Origin of the sequence: Ulvibacterium sp., from assembly GCF_965228935.1 — a bacterium.
Lineage (GTDB): Bacteria > Bacteroidota > Bacteroidia > Flavobacteriales > Flavobacteriaceae > Ulvibacterium.
This window is the reverse complement of the sequence record NZ_OZ245846.1, coordinates 1,246,123-1,263,227: the sequence shown is the minus strand read 5'-3', so window position 1 is coordinate 1,263,227 and position 17,105 is coordinate 1,246,123. Positions and strand designations below refer to the sequence as shown.

The following is a 17,105-nucleotide window of genomic DNA, read 5'->3' as shown; positions in this document are numbered from 1 at the left end:
TTGAGTATAGAGATTAGGTCAAAGAAAATCAGGATGTTATAAATTTTTGGTTCTCTTAAACCGCTGGAATCCAAAAGAATATCCTTTTGGCCGCAAAACCTATTTTTACGAACTGTGTACTTTTTAAACTGTTAAAAATTAAAAAGTCTTTGTTCTTATGTCTTGAAGCGAAGCGGTCTTATGTCCAACTTTCGGACGCTTATGCCACTATATGATCTTTCCCGCGCCCATATTTTCCAGTCCTGATAGCAACGCAGGCATATCCCGTTATGTTAACATTGATGTTATGCTTACATCACATAAATCCCTTAACTTCGCCCACCATGGTCAGGGAGAAAAATTTCTTTAAAACGCAATACGTTTGTAAGAAGAATCAAAATGATAAAAATGAATATATCAAATTATTGCTATCTTGGTTTTTTTGGGAGCGTACACCTACCTGCCCTTAATACAATTATGTTCAGCGTCTTTGCCAAAAACCCGTTTCCAAGTATGAATCGATCTGAGGATAATTCGTTCACCGGCACGGCAAAAAGCCCGAGCTGCGGCAGGCGGGTAAAAATGGAATATGCGTGATAAAGAAAAAGATTACACTTCCTCCGGAGCATATTTATCCTTTAGATGATTGGAAAATCATCCAAAAGAAGTTCGCGCCTAAATATCTCGCCCAGGATGAGACCGTTTTTGCCACGGGAAACGGCTACTTGGGCTTTCGGGGCAATCACGAGGAAGGCACACCCGTAATCCAGCGGGGCACCTATATCAATGGCTTTCATGAACAATGGCCTATCCAATACGGTGAAAGTGCCTATGGTTTCGCCAAGACGGGCCAGACTATGCTGAATGTCACCGATAGCAAAGTAATCAGGCTCTATGTGGATGACGAACCATTCTACCTTCCCACGGCCGACCTTAAATCCTACAGACGGGTACTCGATATGAAGGAAGGGGCATTACATCGGGAAATCCTTTGGGAGACGGCCTCTGGCAAACAGGTTTCCATCAATGCTACCCGAATCGTCTCCTTTGAACATCGCCACGTAGCTGCGATCTGCTACGAGGTAAAGGTTCTCAATGCCCCTGCCAAATTGATCGTTTCCTCCAAAATGCGTTGTCCCACAGAGGATATGAACGATAATGATGATTCGAAGGATCCCAGGAAGTCCCGCAAATTTAATCACAGTGTTTTTGTACCACGGGTAAACCGGGTAAACCAACAGAGAGTGCTCCTCGGGCACGAGGTGCACACGAGCAAAATGACCATCGCCTGTGGTGTGGACCACGAGATTCAAACTGAAAACAGCTATTCGTATAAAAATGAATGCTACGAAGATTCGGCAAAGATCGTATATACGGTGCATGCGCAACCACAAGAGTCGTTCCGTTTAATCAAGTATATGGTCTATCATACGTCGCGAAGTTCTCCGGTTGTCGAGCTTTGCGGGCGGGCCGAACGTTCACTGGACTCCATGTTGCAGGAAGGGTTTGATAAATTGATGCAGGGACAACGGCACTTCATGGATGGCTTTTGGTCGCGTTGCGACCTTAAGGCGAACTTGTACAATGACAAGCGAACACAACAATGTCTTCGCTTTAATCTTTTTCATATCCTGCAGGCGTCAGCGCGAGTGGAAGGCACAGGAATCGGGCCTCGGGGGCTTACCGGAGAGGCTTATGAAGGGCATTACTTCTGGGATACGGAAATCTATCTCATGCCCTTTTTGATATATACCTCACCCAAAGTCGCAAAGAATCTGTTGCGCTTTCGTTATAGCCTTCTCGATAAGGCGAGAAAGCGTGCTGGGGAATTGAATCAGAAAGGCGCACTCTTTCCATGGAGAACGATTACCGGAGATGAGGCCTCCGCCTTTTTCGCCGCAGGAACGGCACAATACCATATCAATGCTGATATTATGTATGCCCTAAGGAAATATGTTGAAGTTACGGGTGATGAGGAGTTTCTTTTTGACTATGGCGCTGAAATGCTGATCGAGACAGCGCGCTTATGGGCCGATTTGGGTTTTTATTCCCACAATGGCAAGGACGAGTTTCACATCCATGGGGTAACCGGGCCCGATGAATATACGGCCATCGTCAATAACAATGCCTTTACAAATATGATGGCCCGTGAGAATTTGCGCTATGCCGTTGAGAGCCTGAAACTCCTTCAAGGGAAGAATCCGGAACGTTTTGAGGCCTTGGCCAAGGAAACCGGCCTAATCAATGCCGAAATCGATGAATGGGAAAACATCGCACAAAAAATGTATATCCCCTATGATGCTGAAAAAGGGATACATCCGCAGGACGACGAATTTCTTAAAAAGGAGATATGGGACTTTGAAAACACCCCCAAAGAGCATTATCCATTGCTGCTCCATTACCACCCCTTGGTCATATACCGTTTCCAGGTGATTAAACAAGCGGATGTTGTTATGGGTATGTTCCTTCTGGGGCACGAATTTTCATCGGCGCAGAAAAAACGGAATTTTGATTATTACGACCCATTGACCACAGGAGATTCCTCCCTCTCTTCTTGCGTCTACAGTATCCTGGCATTTGAACTGGGGTATTTGGATAGGGCTATGGAGCTCATAAAATATGCTGCCTGGATGGATCTGGCGGATGTCGGAGGCAACGTTAAGGACGGGGCACATATTGCATCTATGGGTGGCACTTGGATGGCCGTCGTTTACGGTTTGGCCGGTTTGCGGGATTATGGCGGAATGATATCCTTCAATCCCAAGATGCCCCCAAAGGTCCAAGAGGTTCGTTTTCCGTTGATGATACGTGGGCAATTGCTTGAAATACTAATCCAGAAAGATGCGGTAACGTATTCACTCAAAAAGGGTGACGACCTCACCATCCATCATGCCGAGGAGGCCATACATCTGACCAAAAAGCACCCTTCAAAGACCAAATCCCTAATAGTAAACGAATCCGAATAATCGAATGGAAGCTTAGGGTATTTTAAAACCTTCTTTTTTTAACCAGCCGTTGCATCCTGGCACAACTCTACCAATACCCCATTGGAGGTCTTGGGATGCAAAAAAGCGACCAGCTTATTGTCCGCTCCCTTTTTTGGGGTTTCGTTCAGTACAATGAACCCCTCCTCCTTTAATCGGGCTATCTCAGAAACGATATCGTCCACCGCAAAGGCAATGTGATGTATGCCTTCCCCCTTTTTTTCGATGAACTTAGTGATGGGGCTATTCTCGTTGGTTCCCTCCAACAATTCAATTTTATTGGGGCCCGATTCAAAAAAAGAGGTGCGAACGCCCTCCGAGGCCACTTCTTCCAGCTTATAGGCCGGTTTGCCAAAAAGTTTCTCAAAAAGCTCGTTGGAGTGGTTCAAATCCTTTACCGCTATCCCAATATGTTCTATTTTGTCCATCATACTATAAATGCTTTTGTTAAATCATTGCTTTTCTCGTTCTAGAGGCCAAAATTAGGGGTTCTAAAGGTACCAAATGATGAGGAAAGTCATAAAAGGCCTACTTTTGCATCATGGAATCACAGCGTCAGAAAAAAATTGCAGGCATCATTCAAAAGGATATTGCCGACATCTTACAGCGTGCGGCTATCGATGGCGGATTGAGCGGTGTCCTGATTTCGGTGACCAAAGTGTCCGTCACCGTAGATCTTTCCATGGCCAAAGTATATTTGAGTATTTTTCCGAATACGGATTCCGAGGAATTGCTGGACGGAATCAAATCCAACGAACCTTTGATCAAACATGAGCTGGCCCAACGTACGCGCCATCAGTTACGGAGAATTCCCGAACTGTCATTTTTTGTGGACGACTCCCTGGATTATATCGAAAATATCGACAAATCCCTCAAACATGGCGAAAATCCCATAGAGAATAGGGACTTATTGGATAAGCGCAAAAAACTGTAGGATTGAACTTTCCGCTCTATATCGCCAAACGTTACATCCGTTCAAAAAGCAGCCAGAATGCGGTGAACATTATCAATTTCATTACCTTTTTTGTCATTGTCATCGGCTCTGCGGCCTTGTTCATAGTGCTTTCCGGTTTTGCCGGCTTAAAAACCTTTAGCCTTTCCTTTAGCGATACTTTTGATCCCGACCTAAAGGCGGTTCCGGCCTACGGAAAATTCTTTTCGATTTCACCCGAACAGGAAAGGGCCTTGGAAGAAATCAACGGAATTGTAACCCTCTCCAAGGAACTGGAAGAACAGGTATTGTTGACCCATAAGGAAAAATTCACTACGGCTTCGGTTAAGGGTGTGGATTCCAACTATACCAAAGTGACATATGTGGACAGTACCGTCTATTATGGGAATTGGGCCCTTGATAAACAACGGGGCGTAGCCGGAATAGGAATCGTCAATCAGTTGGGAATAACGATAAATCCGTTTGGGAATCCCTTGGAAATTATCGCCTTTAAACCTGGAAAAGGGGGCATATCCCAATCGAGACCAGAAAATCTGTACAATGCCTTGCCTTTCTTCGTCAGTGGCACCTATAGTGTTGAGGAAAATTTGGACAATACCTATGTGTTTGCCGACCTGTCCTTGGCACAGGCCCTTTTCGAAAAGGACAGCACACAGATTTCGGGCGTTAACTTTAAGCTTAATCCAAAAGCGGATGTTGTCGCTGTTCGAAAAAAGATTGATGAGGTAATGGGCCCTGAAATTGTTGTCAAGAACCGTCAAGAACTCCACACCACCTTGCACCGCATGTTAAATACCGAAAATTTGGCAACCTATCTCATCTTTACCTTAGTGCTGATTATCGCACTTTTCAATGTGGTCGGGGCCATCATCATGATGATTTTGGACAAACAGCAGAATTCAAAGACTCTTTTTAGTTTAGGGACCACCCTTAAGGAGCTCCGAAGCATCTATTTTGTACAAGGGGTAATCGTAACCACTGCCGGCGGATTGATCGGTGTCCTGCTCGGATCCCTATTGATTTGGTCCCAGCTCTTTTTTGGATGGTTAAAGATTACGCCATCGCTGGCATACCCTGTGGAATATAATATGATGAACGTAATGGTGGTTTTGGCGACCATAGTGGTCTTGGGAATCATTGCCTCTAAAATTGCCAGCAGCCGAATTACAAAAAAGCTCATTGCACCTTAGTGGGCAAACTCAAAATCGCCGAATTTTTCCAATACCTCATCAAATGCGGCGAAGACATCGGCGGAATCATCACTGGTTACCATTTTCATGCGATACTCCTTAAAATGGGGAATCCCCCTAAAATAATTTGTATAGTGGCGGCGAGTTTCAAAAACACCCAATTTCTCCCCTTTCCATTCGATGGCCATCTGCAAATGGCGGCGGGCAGCGTCCACGCGCTCCTCCATAGTAGGTGGTAAGAGGTGTGTTCCCGTTTTAAAATAGTGTTTCACTTCCTTGAAAAACCACGGATAGCCAATACTGGCCCTTCCGATCATGGCCCCGTCCAGGCCAAATTCATCCCGCATACGTACCGCGGCCTCGGGAGAATCCACATCCCCGTTGCCAAATACAGGGATATGCATTCGGGAATTGTTCTTCACTTCGGCAATAGGTCGCCAATCGGCCTCGCCTTTATACATCTGCGCCCTGGTACGCCCATGAATGGCAATGGCCTGGCAACCCACATCCTGCAAGCGCTCTGCCACCTCCACGATTTTAATGGAGTCCTGGTCCCAGCCCAGACGGGTCTTTACGGTTACGGGAAGTTTCGTGTGCTGTACCATGGCCTTGGTAAGGGAGACCATTTTGTCAATATCCTTAAGAATACCTGCCCCAGCGCCTTTACAGACCACTTTCTTTACTGGGCAACCAAAATTAATATCGATAATATCCGGATTTGACTTTTCCACAATCTCCACGGAGCGTAACATGGAGTCCAGGTTGGCCCCAAAAATCTGTATCCCCACAGGCCGTTCCTTCTCGTAAATATCCAACTTCATAACGCTCTTGGCTGCATCACGGATCAAACCTTCCGAGGAAATAAATTCGGTATAGACCACATCGGCTCCCTGTTCCTTGCACAGCGCACGAAAGGGCGGGTCACTTACATCCTCCATGGGAGCGAGCAACAAGGGGAAATCCGGCAATTGTATGTCTCCTATTTTGGGCATATCCTTTAGAGTTCTTTTGGGGAGTCAAAATTAAGCAAATCCACCCGTACCCAATAATTTTATTAACAGTCGATAAAGTTAAGTCCAATAAAGAAATTATTGGTGTTTATTGAAATGATACCTTACTTTAGTCTTAGTAAATAATCAACCATATTTATCCAAATGAAAAGTTCCCTTCTTTTATTTATCCTTTCTTTGTTTTTACTCAGTTGCTCCAAAAGCGAAGAGCCTACAACACCTCCAGCAGAGCAACAAAAACCTCCGGAAGAAGAGATTGGGGAAAAAGTTTTTGAAGGCGATGTCTTATTTGCCACCCAAGAAGAAGTAGATTTATTTGGAGAATCCATGTATACCGGGATATCCGGGTCTTTGCGAATTGAAGGAGAAACCATTGAAAGCCTTCTGCCTTTGAGTACCCTGAAATCCTCCTTTGCCATATCTGTAATCAATTGCCCCAATTTGAAAACACTTTCCGGGCTGGACAGTGTCGAATCATATATCAACAATATTTTTATAAGCGATAACGAAGTGCTGGAATCCATAGAAAGTCTTCAAAATATTACCGAAATCGGCACCTTGGATATTGTAGACAATGACCAATTGACAAGCCTAGTAGGACTTGGTAGTATAACCAATATCAGGTTTAAGGCCAGAATCCTCGCTAATCAAAATTTGAAATCCTTGACCGGTCTGGATCAGCTTCAATCTATTACCAATGAATTTGAAATTTTGAACAATCAAAGTTTGGAATCCTTATCAGGGCTTGGCAGTTTGGTGAGCATAGGGCAAGAGCTTTCCATACGGGACAATGTTATGCTACAATCCATAGAGGGTATGTCAAATATTGAAGATATAGGAGGGGAGATCATCATTTCGGACAATACTTCGCTTAAATCATTAGAAGGCCTTGAGGGCTTATCCTCGGTGCGATCCTTAAGCATAGATGGCAACCAATCGTTGGTATCCCTTAAGAGGACTGGAAAACCTGAGAGAAGTGACAATAATTTTAGGTATTACAAGTAACCCATCGTTAACTACCATGGCAGATTTGAAAAATATAGAGTCAATTGGGTTTCAACTTACCGTATCAAATAATTCCCTTTTAGAATCATTAACTGGTCTTGAAAGTCTCATTAATGTTGACAATCGCATCCGTATTACAGATAACGTTGTGCTAAATGATTTTTGCGGAATAAAGCCTCTTCTGCAAAACTTATCCAATAATCTGCCCGATATTGAAATTGAGAAAAACTTGTCTAACCCAACCGCTCAAGAAATAACTGAAAGTAATTGTAGTCAATAAGTTTGGTTTTTAAGCCTTTCTTAGGCATCAAAAGTTTAGTAACTTTCTACGTTTGCCTCTTAAAATGAGCCTTTAATACATGATAAGTCAAGGCTAAAGACTATTCGAATCAAAAAATAGCTTTTCCTATTCCGGGGCAAGTCGATCCCGTTCCATTTTGTCGACTTCCCTTTGGTTATCCTCTAACCTAAAATTCCCGAAATTAATGGTAAGTCCCAAGCGGACATACTGCGTTTCGGGCCTTGCAAAAAAGCTATTATCCTGATTGAGATATCTGGAGGTAACCCTACTATTGAACTTGTTCAAAATATCATTGAACTGTAAACTAAGCAACATTCTTTTTTCCCAAAACGATTTTCTAAGTCCCAAGGTTAGAAGGGTGCTTTCATCCTGTTTATAGGATCCTTGTAGAAATCCGGATAAATAGGTGAATCCCAGTTCTCCCTTAAACGTTCCATCCCTGGAAAGGGTAAGGTAGTTGGTAAGGTCTATATAGAACCCATCGACTTCGTTCACGGCGATTTGATTGTCGCTTTCCGAGGCCACAAAGGTTTCATCTTCATGAAAAACTGAAATATAACTGTACAGATACCACCAATCCAAAACCGATTTACCATAGTTAAAATCAAATCCATAGGAGGTACTTTCCAATACATTTTGCGTTATATCCCTTAAAATCAGATTTTCATTGTCCTGAAAGCTCAATGTAGAAATGTAACGGCCATTATCCCGATAATAGATGTCAAAGAAAAATTCGCCCTTTAGCGTATAGTTTACATTGAAATTATGGCTAAAGCTAGGTATCAGTTCCGGGTTTCCTTCAATAAAATTGTTTTCATTGATAAAGTATCTAAAGGGATTCAAATCCTCGTATCTTGGTCTGTTTACTTTCCGTGAGTAATCAAAGGCAAAACTATGATTGTCATTGGCCGTGTACAGCACATACAATGAAGGGAAGAGTTCAAAATACTCCAAATCGTTAATTTCCGAAAGGGCACGGGAAAAGCCGGAACTCAGGGTATGCTCCGCACGCAATCCGGATTTTACACTCCATTTTTCCCAGTCCTTGGACAGATCCAAATAGGCTGCATATACCTGCTCATCATAGAGATAATTGTCAGATAGTCCGGGGTTTGGTATGGGGACATTGTTCTGTATATCAAAATATTCCTGCCCGCTTTGGGAGTCGATAAACGATCCTTTTAGGCCCGTCTCCAGATTAACGCTGCCCAAAGTGGAGGTCAGATCCACTTGGGCGGTATAGATCTTTACCAGCTGTTCGGCCTCTGTAAAGAAGGAAAACCTACGGATAAACTGCCCTTGAGGATCAAAATAATCCGATTGCGCGTCCTGGGTCCTGTCCAGGCTAAACCGGGTATAATGACCATTCAGTTTAAAATTCCCATAGTTTTTAAAGTCATGGGTATAGGTCAGATCTCCCGAGAAATTGTCCTGGTTTTCCAATAAATCGCTTTGGGTCGTAAAGGTCGAATCCAAAACCCGAGCGGCGTTCCGAATTTCAGTGTATTGAAAATTATCGAAGCTCTTATCAGGGGATTTTAAAAAGGATCCCGCAAAACTTATCTCGTTCCGGGAATCAAAGCCATAGTCCACATTTAGAAGCGCGTTGTGTGTGGTAACTTTGGTAGTCCGATCAAAATCCGTGTCCCATCTGGAAAAAATACCATTGGAATCCATAAAATTAACCTGATTTTCCAACCCCTTGAAGTCTTTTCTGGGGCCCATGGAATACGAGGTAAAAACGTTCAGTTTTTCCGTCTTATAAAAATGGGCCGTGCCCAAGGTATATTTAGGAAAAACTGCTTGCGTGTAACTGCCGTTGACATTCCCTTTATAGCCCAAGGATATGTTTTTGCTGGTCACGATATTAATGACCGGCCCGCCCTCGGCATCATACCTTGCGGGAGGATTGTTGATAATTTCAACGGATTGTATATGCTGTCCCGGATAATTCTCCAATAGGTCCTTAAGTTCATCGGTCGCTAAACGGGACCTCCGGTCATTGATATACACTACGGCCTGCTGATTGCGCACCTGAAGTTCCTCTTGTACCGTAATAACGCCCGGAGTCCGTTGTAGGACTTCCCAGGAGCTTCCTTGGGACACCACCGTGTTCTCAACATTAAAGACCAAACGATCCGCTTTGCGTTCCATTACGGGTTGTTTGGAAGTAACGACTACTTCCTGCAAAACTTCAACATTTTGATCAATGATCAACGCCCCAATTTTGACATCCCTTGAAATATCGATTCCTATTGCCCTTGAGACGTTTCCGATATAACTTGCCTTTAGAAGATAGGTTCCGGAAGACACATTGTTCAAGACAAACTGGCCCTTCTCATCTGCCGAGGTTCCCTTTATAATGGTAGAATCCGAGGGTTGCAAAAGAAAGACATTGGCGTAGGACACCACTTGGCCATTCCCGTCCCTAACCGTTCCGGAAACGGAATGTTCCTGTGCCAAGAAGGGAATAGGGCACAGCAGAAACAATATCAAAAGAAGGGGTGCACGTCTCACTTAAAGTTTGGGTTGAATACCAAATCTACTAAAATATTGTGCTCTCCTTTACAAAAAACACAATCTTTTGTACCCTTTGTAAACGGTATACGGCCCCTTTAATTAATACGTGCCGCATGAATTAAGCTGTATAAATTAACCTATATTTGCAGCTGCTTTGGGCTTGTTTTTTGCCCATATAGATGAAAAAAGAAAAGTATCCTTAAAAACCCCGATTGCTCAGGGAATCTTACAAATGAAGCACATAAGAAACTTTTGTATCATCGCCCATATAGACCACGGCAAAAGTACCTTGGCGGACAGGTTATTGGACTTTACCGGATCGGTAACCGAGCGTGAAAAAAAGGAGCAATTGCTGGACAACATGGATTTGGAGCGCGAACGCGGTATTACCATTAAAAGCCATGCCATCCAGATGGAATACACGTATGAAGGTGAAAACTATATCTTAAATTTGATAGACACCCCCGGCCACGTAGATTTTTCCTATGAGGTTTCCCGATCCATTGCGGCCTGTGAAGGGGCGTTGTTAGTAGTGGATGCCGCCCAGAGCATCCAGGCACAGACCATTAGTAATTTATATTTGGCCTTGGAAAATGACCTCGAGATTATTCCGGTTTTGAACAAGGTGGATCTTCCAAGCGCCAATCCGGAGGAAGTAACCGATGATATCGTAGACTTATTGGGCTGCAAGCCCGAAGAAGTGATTCCGGCAAGCGCGAAGACCGGAATTGGAATAAAGGATATCCTAAATGCCGTAATTGAGCGCGTTCCGGCCCCTGAAGGTAACCCAAACGAACCCCTACAAGCTTTGGTCTTTGATTCGGTCTATAATCCCTTTCGGGGGGTAGAGACCTATTTCAGGATAATTCATGGTGAAATCAAAAAAGGTCAAAAAATAAAGTTCGTGGCCACGGACAAGGACTACTTCGCGGATGAAATTGGAACCCTAAAACTGACCCAACAACCGAAGGCAATCATAAAAACAGGAGATGTAGGCTATTTGATTACCGGGATAAAGGATGCCCGCGAGGTAAAGGTGGGCGATACCATTACCGATGCGGCCAACCCTACCAAAAACGCCATTGCCGGGTTTGAGGATGTAAAGCCCATGGTCTTTGCTGGAATCTATCCCGTGGATACGGAAGATTTTGAGGAGCTCCGTTCTTCCATGGAAAAATTGCAATTGAACGATGCCTCCTTGGTCTTTACCCCAGAGAGTAGCGCGGCCTTGGGATTTGGTTTCCGTTGTGGATTTTTGGGCATGCTCCACATGGAAATTATCCAGGAGCGCCTGGAACGTGAGTTTGATATGACGGTCATTACCACTGTACCGAACGTAAGCTACCATGCTTTTACGACAAAGGATAGGGAAACCCCGATTATAGTGAACAACCCATCGGATTTGCCGGATCCCTCTACTTTAGATCGGGTAGAAGAGCCTTATATTAAAGCCACTATAATTACCAAGTCCGATTTCGTAGGCAACGTTATGAGCCTGTGTATAGAAAAAAGGGGACAAATCACCAATCAGACCTATTTGACCACGGAACGTGTGGAATTGACCTTTGATATGCCCTTGGCGGAAATTGTGTTTGATTTTTACGATCGCCTAAAAACCGTTTCCAAGGGATACGCCTCGTTCGACTATGCCCCCATAGGAATGCGGGTCTCCAAATTGGTAAGGGTTGATATTTTGTTGAATGCCCAGCCCGTAGACGCCCTATCCGCATTGATCCATTTTGACAATGCGCAGCACATTGGGAAAAAAATGTGCGAAAAATTAAAGGAGCTTATTCCAAGACAGCAATTTGATATCCCGATACAGGCGGCCATAGGATCCAAAATTATTTCGCGCGAGACCGTAAAGGCCTTGCGAAAGGACGTAACCGCCAAATGTTACGGTGGGGACATTTCCCGTAAGCGAAAACTGTTGGAAAAACAGAAAAAAGGGAAAAAGCGTATGCGACAGGTAGGCAATGTAGAAATTCCACAGCAAGCCTTTATGGCCGTATTGAAACTTAACGATTAGGCAATTCCCTTTAACTTCCGGTTCTCGAATCTTACAACAGTTTAGGTGTCTTTGCCAACATTTAACAGGTAAATCGCAATTTTTGCTTGGAATTCCTGTTTTGAATGCAGAAAACCCAAATTCATGTTCCCCTATCATGACCACGTATATCGCACAATTTACAGCAAAGCATCGCCTTATTCAGATTGAACAAAACTCCATATTTACCTGGCGTCAGGAAGGTGGTGAAATAGACGAATCCTTATTGGAAGATAAGATAAAACGGGAATCCTCGATACATTTTTATCGAATGGTCGCCGGAGGCGATTACGAAATTCTCCCTGAGGACATTTCGATTACCACTTGGAAAGTCCAGCCTTTCACCGGATAACAAGGCCACTGTTTTTTTCATAACTTCATACCGTTCAAAACAATTGGTATGAAATTTCCATTAGCGTTGGTTTTCCAAATTCTCTTTGTCATTATCCTAAATGCCCAAGAGGAGCCACAACGTATCCAGCAGTGGACTATCTATGAAATCACCCTAAAATCGGAGTTGACCTATGAAAACCCGTATACGGATTTAGAAGTTTGGGCGGTCTTTACCAACCAAAATAAGGACTCCTTAAAAAGACCGGCGTTTTGGGATGGGGGCAAAACTTGGAAAATACGGTTCACCCCACCAGATACCGGCACGATTTGGCAGTGGAAGTCATATGCCTCCAACCAAGTGGACAGCAGTCTACATGGCAGAATAGGAAGTTTCGTTTCCATTCCCTATGCCGGGGATAACCAGCTTTTGGCAAATGGGCTTCTCAAGATGTCCAAGGGATATCGCAATGTTGTCCATCAATCCGGGAAATCCTTTTTGGTAGTGGCCGATACCCCATGGGGCATTCCTTTTAGGGCTACCAAGGAGCAAGTAGAAATCTATGCCAAGGACAGACAGGAAAAGGGCTTCAATACGGCCCTTATGATGACGCTTCAACCCGACATGAAAGCAGAAGGGCCGGACGAGCGCAACACAGATCAAGGTTTTAAACGTGCGTTCCGGGATTTGTCGGAAGGCCATATCAACCAAATGAACCCGGATTATTTTCAATATTATGATGGCCTTGTCCAGATTCTTTTGGATCATGAAATAGTTCCCGTCCATCAACCTGTTTTCCATGGTTTCGGTTGGAAGGGCAAACAAGTTCTGGGCACAAAAATAAATCCGGATGAGTATGTACGCTATGTAAAATATCTCTTGGCACGTTATGGAAGCTATCCGGCATTTTGGTTGATTGCGGGGGATCATGATGCCAACGATCCCGGAGTAAAGGAAAGTGGGGAAATGCTTCAGCTTTGGGACAGCTACCAGCAACCCACCGGGCTACATTATAATCCCTGCGATGATTATATCGCAACATGGGCCAAAAATGACCCGGATAAGCACTGCATGCATTTTAACAAGACCCATCAAGCAGAGAAATGGCTGGATTTTCAATGGGCCCAAACCGGGCACGGCGGGGAGCACCTATACCATAAGGTAGAGCGTATGTACCAAAACCTCCCTACCAAGGCGGTCGCCAACGGAGAGCCCACCTATGAGGGCATGAATGCAGGCCAAAACGGACTCGGTTGGTGGCAAGGTGAGGAGGCCTGGATGCAGTTGATGCATGGAGGTACCATGGGGGTAGTTTACGGTGCGGCCTGTCTTTGGCAGTGGAAAGTGTCTCCTAAGGAAGAAGGCTGGGAAGCTTGGACAGACCAACCGTTGTCCTGGAAAGGGGCACTGAAACTGAAAGGTTCGGAATATGTAGGGCGCGTTGGAAAAATACTCCATGGCCTTGATATGACGGATATCCAAAAAAGATGGGATTTGGCCAACGGCAAGCCTTTGTTGGCCAAAGAGGGTCAACTGTATATTTCTTATTTGAATGAAGGGGGGGAAATTCAAATCCCAGATGTTCCCAGTACTTTAAACTATCGATGGGTGGATCCTAAAACGGGAGTCATAAAACAATTGGGCAAGGCCACCAAAACAACGTTCAAAGCACCCAGCAAAGACCCTTGGATCCTTATCATTACCCGGGAGTGACCCCGACAATACTCGGTTCGGCATCGAACTTTTTGCCCAGATACGCCAGTTTATATCCCTTTTTTATATTGGTGAGTTCCTTGCTAAAGGACGATATGATTTCGAGATTGCCATCCGGTGTCTTCAAAAAAATGGGTACAATGTACTTGTCCGCCTTGGTAATCTCTATGAGGCCTTCATAATGTTCCTGGTCCTTGAGGTCTATTTCCTGAATGGATGGATATTCCCTGGCCGTTTCCATAAGCTTAATGAAATCGTCCGTATGTGAAAAAAGCCCTTCCTTGGGATTGTTCTCGGGATCATTCATCTCATCGGAATTCACCAAACGAAACGATCCGTTCTCGCCAAATTGTTTTTTGAATTTTTCAATGGCATATTTATTGATGTCGGAGTTGCCGGTCAGGGCCATTAGGTAACCCACATCGTTCAACTCAATATTATCGGTGAGTGTATCCGAAAAGATATCGGCGACCATGGCCTCCAGGCCGGATTTTTTGGCTTTTTCTATATTGGTCTGGTTATTGTCTATGAGCACCACATGTCTATTGTTCCTTTGTAGGTAGGTGGCAATGAGTCTGGAAAATTTTGATGATCCAATGATAAGAATACCATCGGATTTCAAAAGGAAGACACCGACCAGTTTGGCAAAAAGCCGTGCCGTAGTGGCATTGAGCAATACGGTTCCCAAAACGATCATAAACACCAAAGGTGTAATGTATTCCGCTCCAGGTTCCCCTCGAAAAATAAGTTTAGATCCAAAAAGGGAGGCAATACCCGCCGCTACGATACCCCTGGGGCCCACCCAACCGATGAACATCTTTTCAGTGAACCGTAAATTGGATCCCAAAGTACTCAAATAAACGCCCAATGGTCTGACAACAAAAACGATAATCAAGAAAAGGGTAACCGTTTTCCAGTTGTAAATCAGCTCCATGTCGGAGATATTAATGTTGGCGGCCAACAGAATAAAGAGAATGGATATCAAAAGAACGCTTAAAGACTCCTTAAAATAAAGCAATTCCTTTAGGTTGGGAAGATCCATGTTCCCCATGACCATCCCCATGACCACTACTGCCAAAAGCCCCGATTCGTGCGCAAAAACATCGGATTCAACAAAAACCAATAGCACCACGGACAAAGAGACGACGTTCAATAAATAATGTGGTATAAAATTCTTTTTAATGGCAAAGGCCAGGCCATGGGCAAAAGTAAATCCAAAGGTGACACCAAAAAGGAGAATCTTACCAAACTCCACCAAAGCCGTTTTGGTAAATGCCTGTCCTTCACCCACACTTATAAATTCGAACACCAAAACGGCGACCAAGGCCCCAATGGGGTCTATAAGGATTCCTTCCCACTTTAAGATGGCGGATAAGTCCTTTTTTAAGGGAATGTTCCTAAGAATCGGTGTAATGACCGTTGGTCCCGTAACAATAATCAAGGAAGAGAACAGAAATGAAATTTGCCAACTTAGATCAAAAATATAATGCGCTGCAAGGCCTGCGCCAAAAAAGGTTACGGTAGAGCCCAACGTAATCAATTTTGTGATTACCGGCCCCACATTTCTGATCTCCGAACGTTTCAAGGTCAATCCCCCTTCAAAGAGGATAATGCTTATGGCCAAGGAAACAAAATAATACAGTCCCTCACCTGGAAAAAGTCCATTTTTCCCATTCCAAATCGGTTCGATCAGCTTACTTCCATCTTCGGTAAACAAGGTAGCAATAGGGCCTACCAAAAGACCAATAAGAATCAAGGGTAGGATGGCCGGCAATTTTAGACGCCACGCCACCCATTGGGCAATGATTCCAAGTATGATGATACCCGCAAGTTCTAGCATTGAACCGGTTTTGGGCTAAAATACTAATTTATATGGGAGCAAGCCCATAAACTTTGACATCCGAACACTTAAATTAAGGAACATAGTATTCCGATACGAATCGGAGTCCCTTGAGGTATTATAGACTTAATAAGGTCACTTCATCCTATATCTGGTTCAGTAATATGAACTTATATTGGGGCGTTAAATCGGTAATCGGTATTTCTAGCCTTCTATTATGCCGAAGTTTTCTATTTTTGGCATCACAAAAGACCTATCCCGTCCTAAAGAAGAAGGCAAAATGGTCCGGAAATTTTATTTTAATGAAAATTTACCCCATAGAAACGGGAAACTTTAAATTGGATGGTGGTGCCATGTTCGGGGTGGTGCCAAAATCACTTTGGAACCGGACCAACCCTGCCGATAACAATAACATGATCGATATTGCAGCGCGCAGCCTCTTGATCGAAGATCATAATCAATTGACCCTGATAGACACAGGCATGGGCAACAAGCAATCCGATAAATTTTTTAGTTATTACTATCGCTGGGGCGATCATAGTCTTGACAAATCCCTAAAAAAGCTAGGGTTCCATCGCGATGATATTACGGATGTTTTCCTCACCCATCTCCATTTTGATCATTGTGGCGGGTGTATCCAATGGAACAAGGACCGTACAGGTTATGAGCCATCCTTTAAGAATGCGGTCTATTGGACCAACAAAAGGCATTGGGAATGGGCCATGAAACCCAATGATCGGGAAAAGGCCTCTTTTCTAAAGGAAAACCTTTTGCCCATGGAAGAAAGCGGCCAGTTACAATTTGTCCGGCACGACAAAAGTAAATTTACGCCGCGCTCAGAGTTTGGTTTCGGCATCCTTTTTGTGGATGGGCATACGGAAAAACAAATGATCCCACATATTAAGTACAAGGATAAAATCTTGATTTTCGCAGCCGATCTTATTCCTACGGTAGGCCATATTCCCTTACCCTATGTCATGGGGTATGACACTAGGCCATTGCTTACCCTGAAGGAAAAGAAAAGTGTCTTGGAAACGGCCACCGAAATGGGCTATTATTTGTTCTTTGAACACGATGCCCATAATGAAATTTGTACCTTACGCTCCACCGAAAAGGGGATACGCCTAGGCAAAACATTTAGATTTGATGAAGTTTTTGATTAAGACCATTTTATCCGTTTTGGTCTTAAAGGGGCTATTTTATCTCGTATGGAGCTATAAATTGAAAACACAA

Annotated in this window: 13 protein-coding genes; 9 read left to right on the top strand and 4 right to left on the bottom strand. The window is 44.0% G+C overall.

Annotated features, from left to right (window positions below):
• Positions 1–572 precede the first annotated feature (572 nt).
• Positions 573–2,945 (top strand): glycoside hydrolase family 65 protein, encoded by a 2,373-nt coding sequence (locus ACO06Y_RS05390; protein WP_422082805.1) that lies wholly within the window; start codon positions 573–575, stop codon positions 2,943–2,945.
• A gap of 38 nt (positions 2,946–2,983) precedes the next feature.
• Here the strand turns inward: ACO06Y_RS05390 and mce are convergent, their stop codons facing one another.
• Positions 2,984–3,391: a methylmalonyl-CoA epimerase gene (gene mce, locus ACO06Y_RS05385; protein ID WP_422084238.1), complete on the bottom strand. Its 408-nt coding sequence runs from the start codon at positions 3,389–3,391 to the stop codon at positions 2,984–2,986.
• 113 nt (positions 3,392–3,504) lie between these two features.
• Here mce and rbfA point away from each other — a divergent pair, with 113 nt between their 5' ends.
• Both rbfA and ACO06Y_RS05375 read left to right on the top strand, forming a co-directional pair.
• Entirely contained in the window at positions 3,505–3,897 is a 393-nt protein-coding gene (rbfA, locus tag ACO06Y_RS05380) for a 30S ribosome-binding factor RbfA (protein WP_422082804.1), read from the top strand.
• Between the two features lie 2 nt (positions 3,898–3,899).
• Positions 3,900–5,105: an ABC transporter permease gene (locus ACO06Y_RS05375; RefSeq protein ID WP_422082803.1), complete on the top strand. Its 1,206-nt coding sequence runs from the start codon at positions 3,900–3,902 to the stop codon at positions 5,103–5,105.
• Here the strand turns inward: ACO06Y_RS05375 and dusB are convergent.
• Positions 5,102–6,097, bottom strand: coding sequence for a tRNA dihydrouridine synthase DusB (dusB, locus tag ACO06Y_RS05370; RefSeq protein WP_422082802.1), 996 nt, complete (start codon positions 6,095–6,097; stop codon positions 5,102–5,104). The genes ACO06Y_RS05375 and dusB overlap by 4 nt on opposite strands.
• 162 nt (positions 6,098–6,259) lie before the next feature.
• Between dusB and ACO06Y_RS05365 the strand changes: the two genes are divergently transcribed.
• Together ACO06Y_RS05365 and ACO06Y_RS05360 are read left to right on the top strand one after the other, a co-directional pair.
• Complete coding sequence (locus tag ACO06Y_RS05365; RefSeq protein ID WP_422082801.1) at positions 6,260–7,120, top strand: hypothetical protein; 861 nt, start codon at positions 6,260–6,262, stop codon at positions 7,118–7,120.
• A gap of 16 nt (positions 7,121–7,136) precedes the next feature.
• Complete coding sequence (locus ACO06Y_RS05360) at positions 7,137–7,400, top strand: hypothetical protein (protein WP_422082800.1); 264 nt, start codon at positions 7,137–7,139, stop codon at positions 7,398–7,400.
• 126 nt (positions 7,401–7,526) lie between these two features.
• Here ACO06Y_RS05360 and ACO06Y_RS05355 read toward each other — a convergent pair whose 3' ends face one another.
• Positions 7,527–9,938 (bottom strand): outer membrane beta-barrel protein, encoded by a 2,412-nt coding sequence (locus ACO06Y_RS05355; protein WP_422082799.1) that lies wholly within the window; start codon positions 9,936–9,938, stop codon positions 7,527–7,529.
• A gap of 235 nt (positions 9,939–10,173) precedes the next feature.
• On the opposite strand from ACO06Y_RS05355, the gene lepA reads away from it, so the two are divergent.
• The 3 genes from lepA to ACO06Y_RS05340 all read left to right on the top strand — a co-directional run bounded on the left by lepA (position 10,174) and on the right by ACO06Y_RS05340 (position 14,032).
• Positions 10,174–11,970, top strand: a complete 1,797-nt coding sequence (gene lepA, locus ACO06Y_RS05350; protein WP_422082798.1) for a translation elongation factor 4 — start codon at positions 10,174–10,176, stop codon at positions 11,968–11,970.
• A 136-nt stretch (positions 11,971–12,106) separates the two neighbouring features.
• Positions 12,107–12,340, top strand: coding sequence for a GTP-binding protein LepA (locus tag ACO06Y_RS05345; protein ID WP_422082797.1), 234 nt, complete (start codon positions 12,107–12,109; stop codon positions 12,338–12,340).
• Positions 12,341–12,388: 48 nt separating this feature from the next.
• Entirely contained in the window at positions 12,389–14,032 is a 1,644-nt protein-coding gene (locus ACO06Y_RS05340; RefSeq protein WP_422082796.1) for a DUF4038 domain-containing protein, read from the top strand.
• Here ACO06Y_RS05340 and ACO06Y_RS05335 read toward each other — a convergent pair.
• A complete protein-coding gene (locus tag ACO06Y_RS05335) occupies positions 14,019–15,872 on the bottom strand; it encodes a cation:proton antiporter (protein WP_422082795.1) in 1,854 nt (617 codons plus the stop codon). The two genes, ACO06Y_RS05340 and ACO06Y_RS05335, sit on opposite strands and share 14 nt — an antisense overlap.
• Positions 15,873–16,174: 302 nt before the next feature.
• Here ACO06Y_RS05335 and ACO06Y_RS05330 point away from each other — a divergent pair, with 302 nt between their 5' ends.
• Positions 16,175–17,035, top strand: coding sequence for an MBL fold metallo-hydrolase (locus ACO06Y_RS05330; protein ID WP_422084237.1), 861 nt, complete (start codon positions 16,175–16,177; stop codon positions 17,033–17,035).
• Positions 17,036–17,105 lie beyond the last annotated feature (70 nt).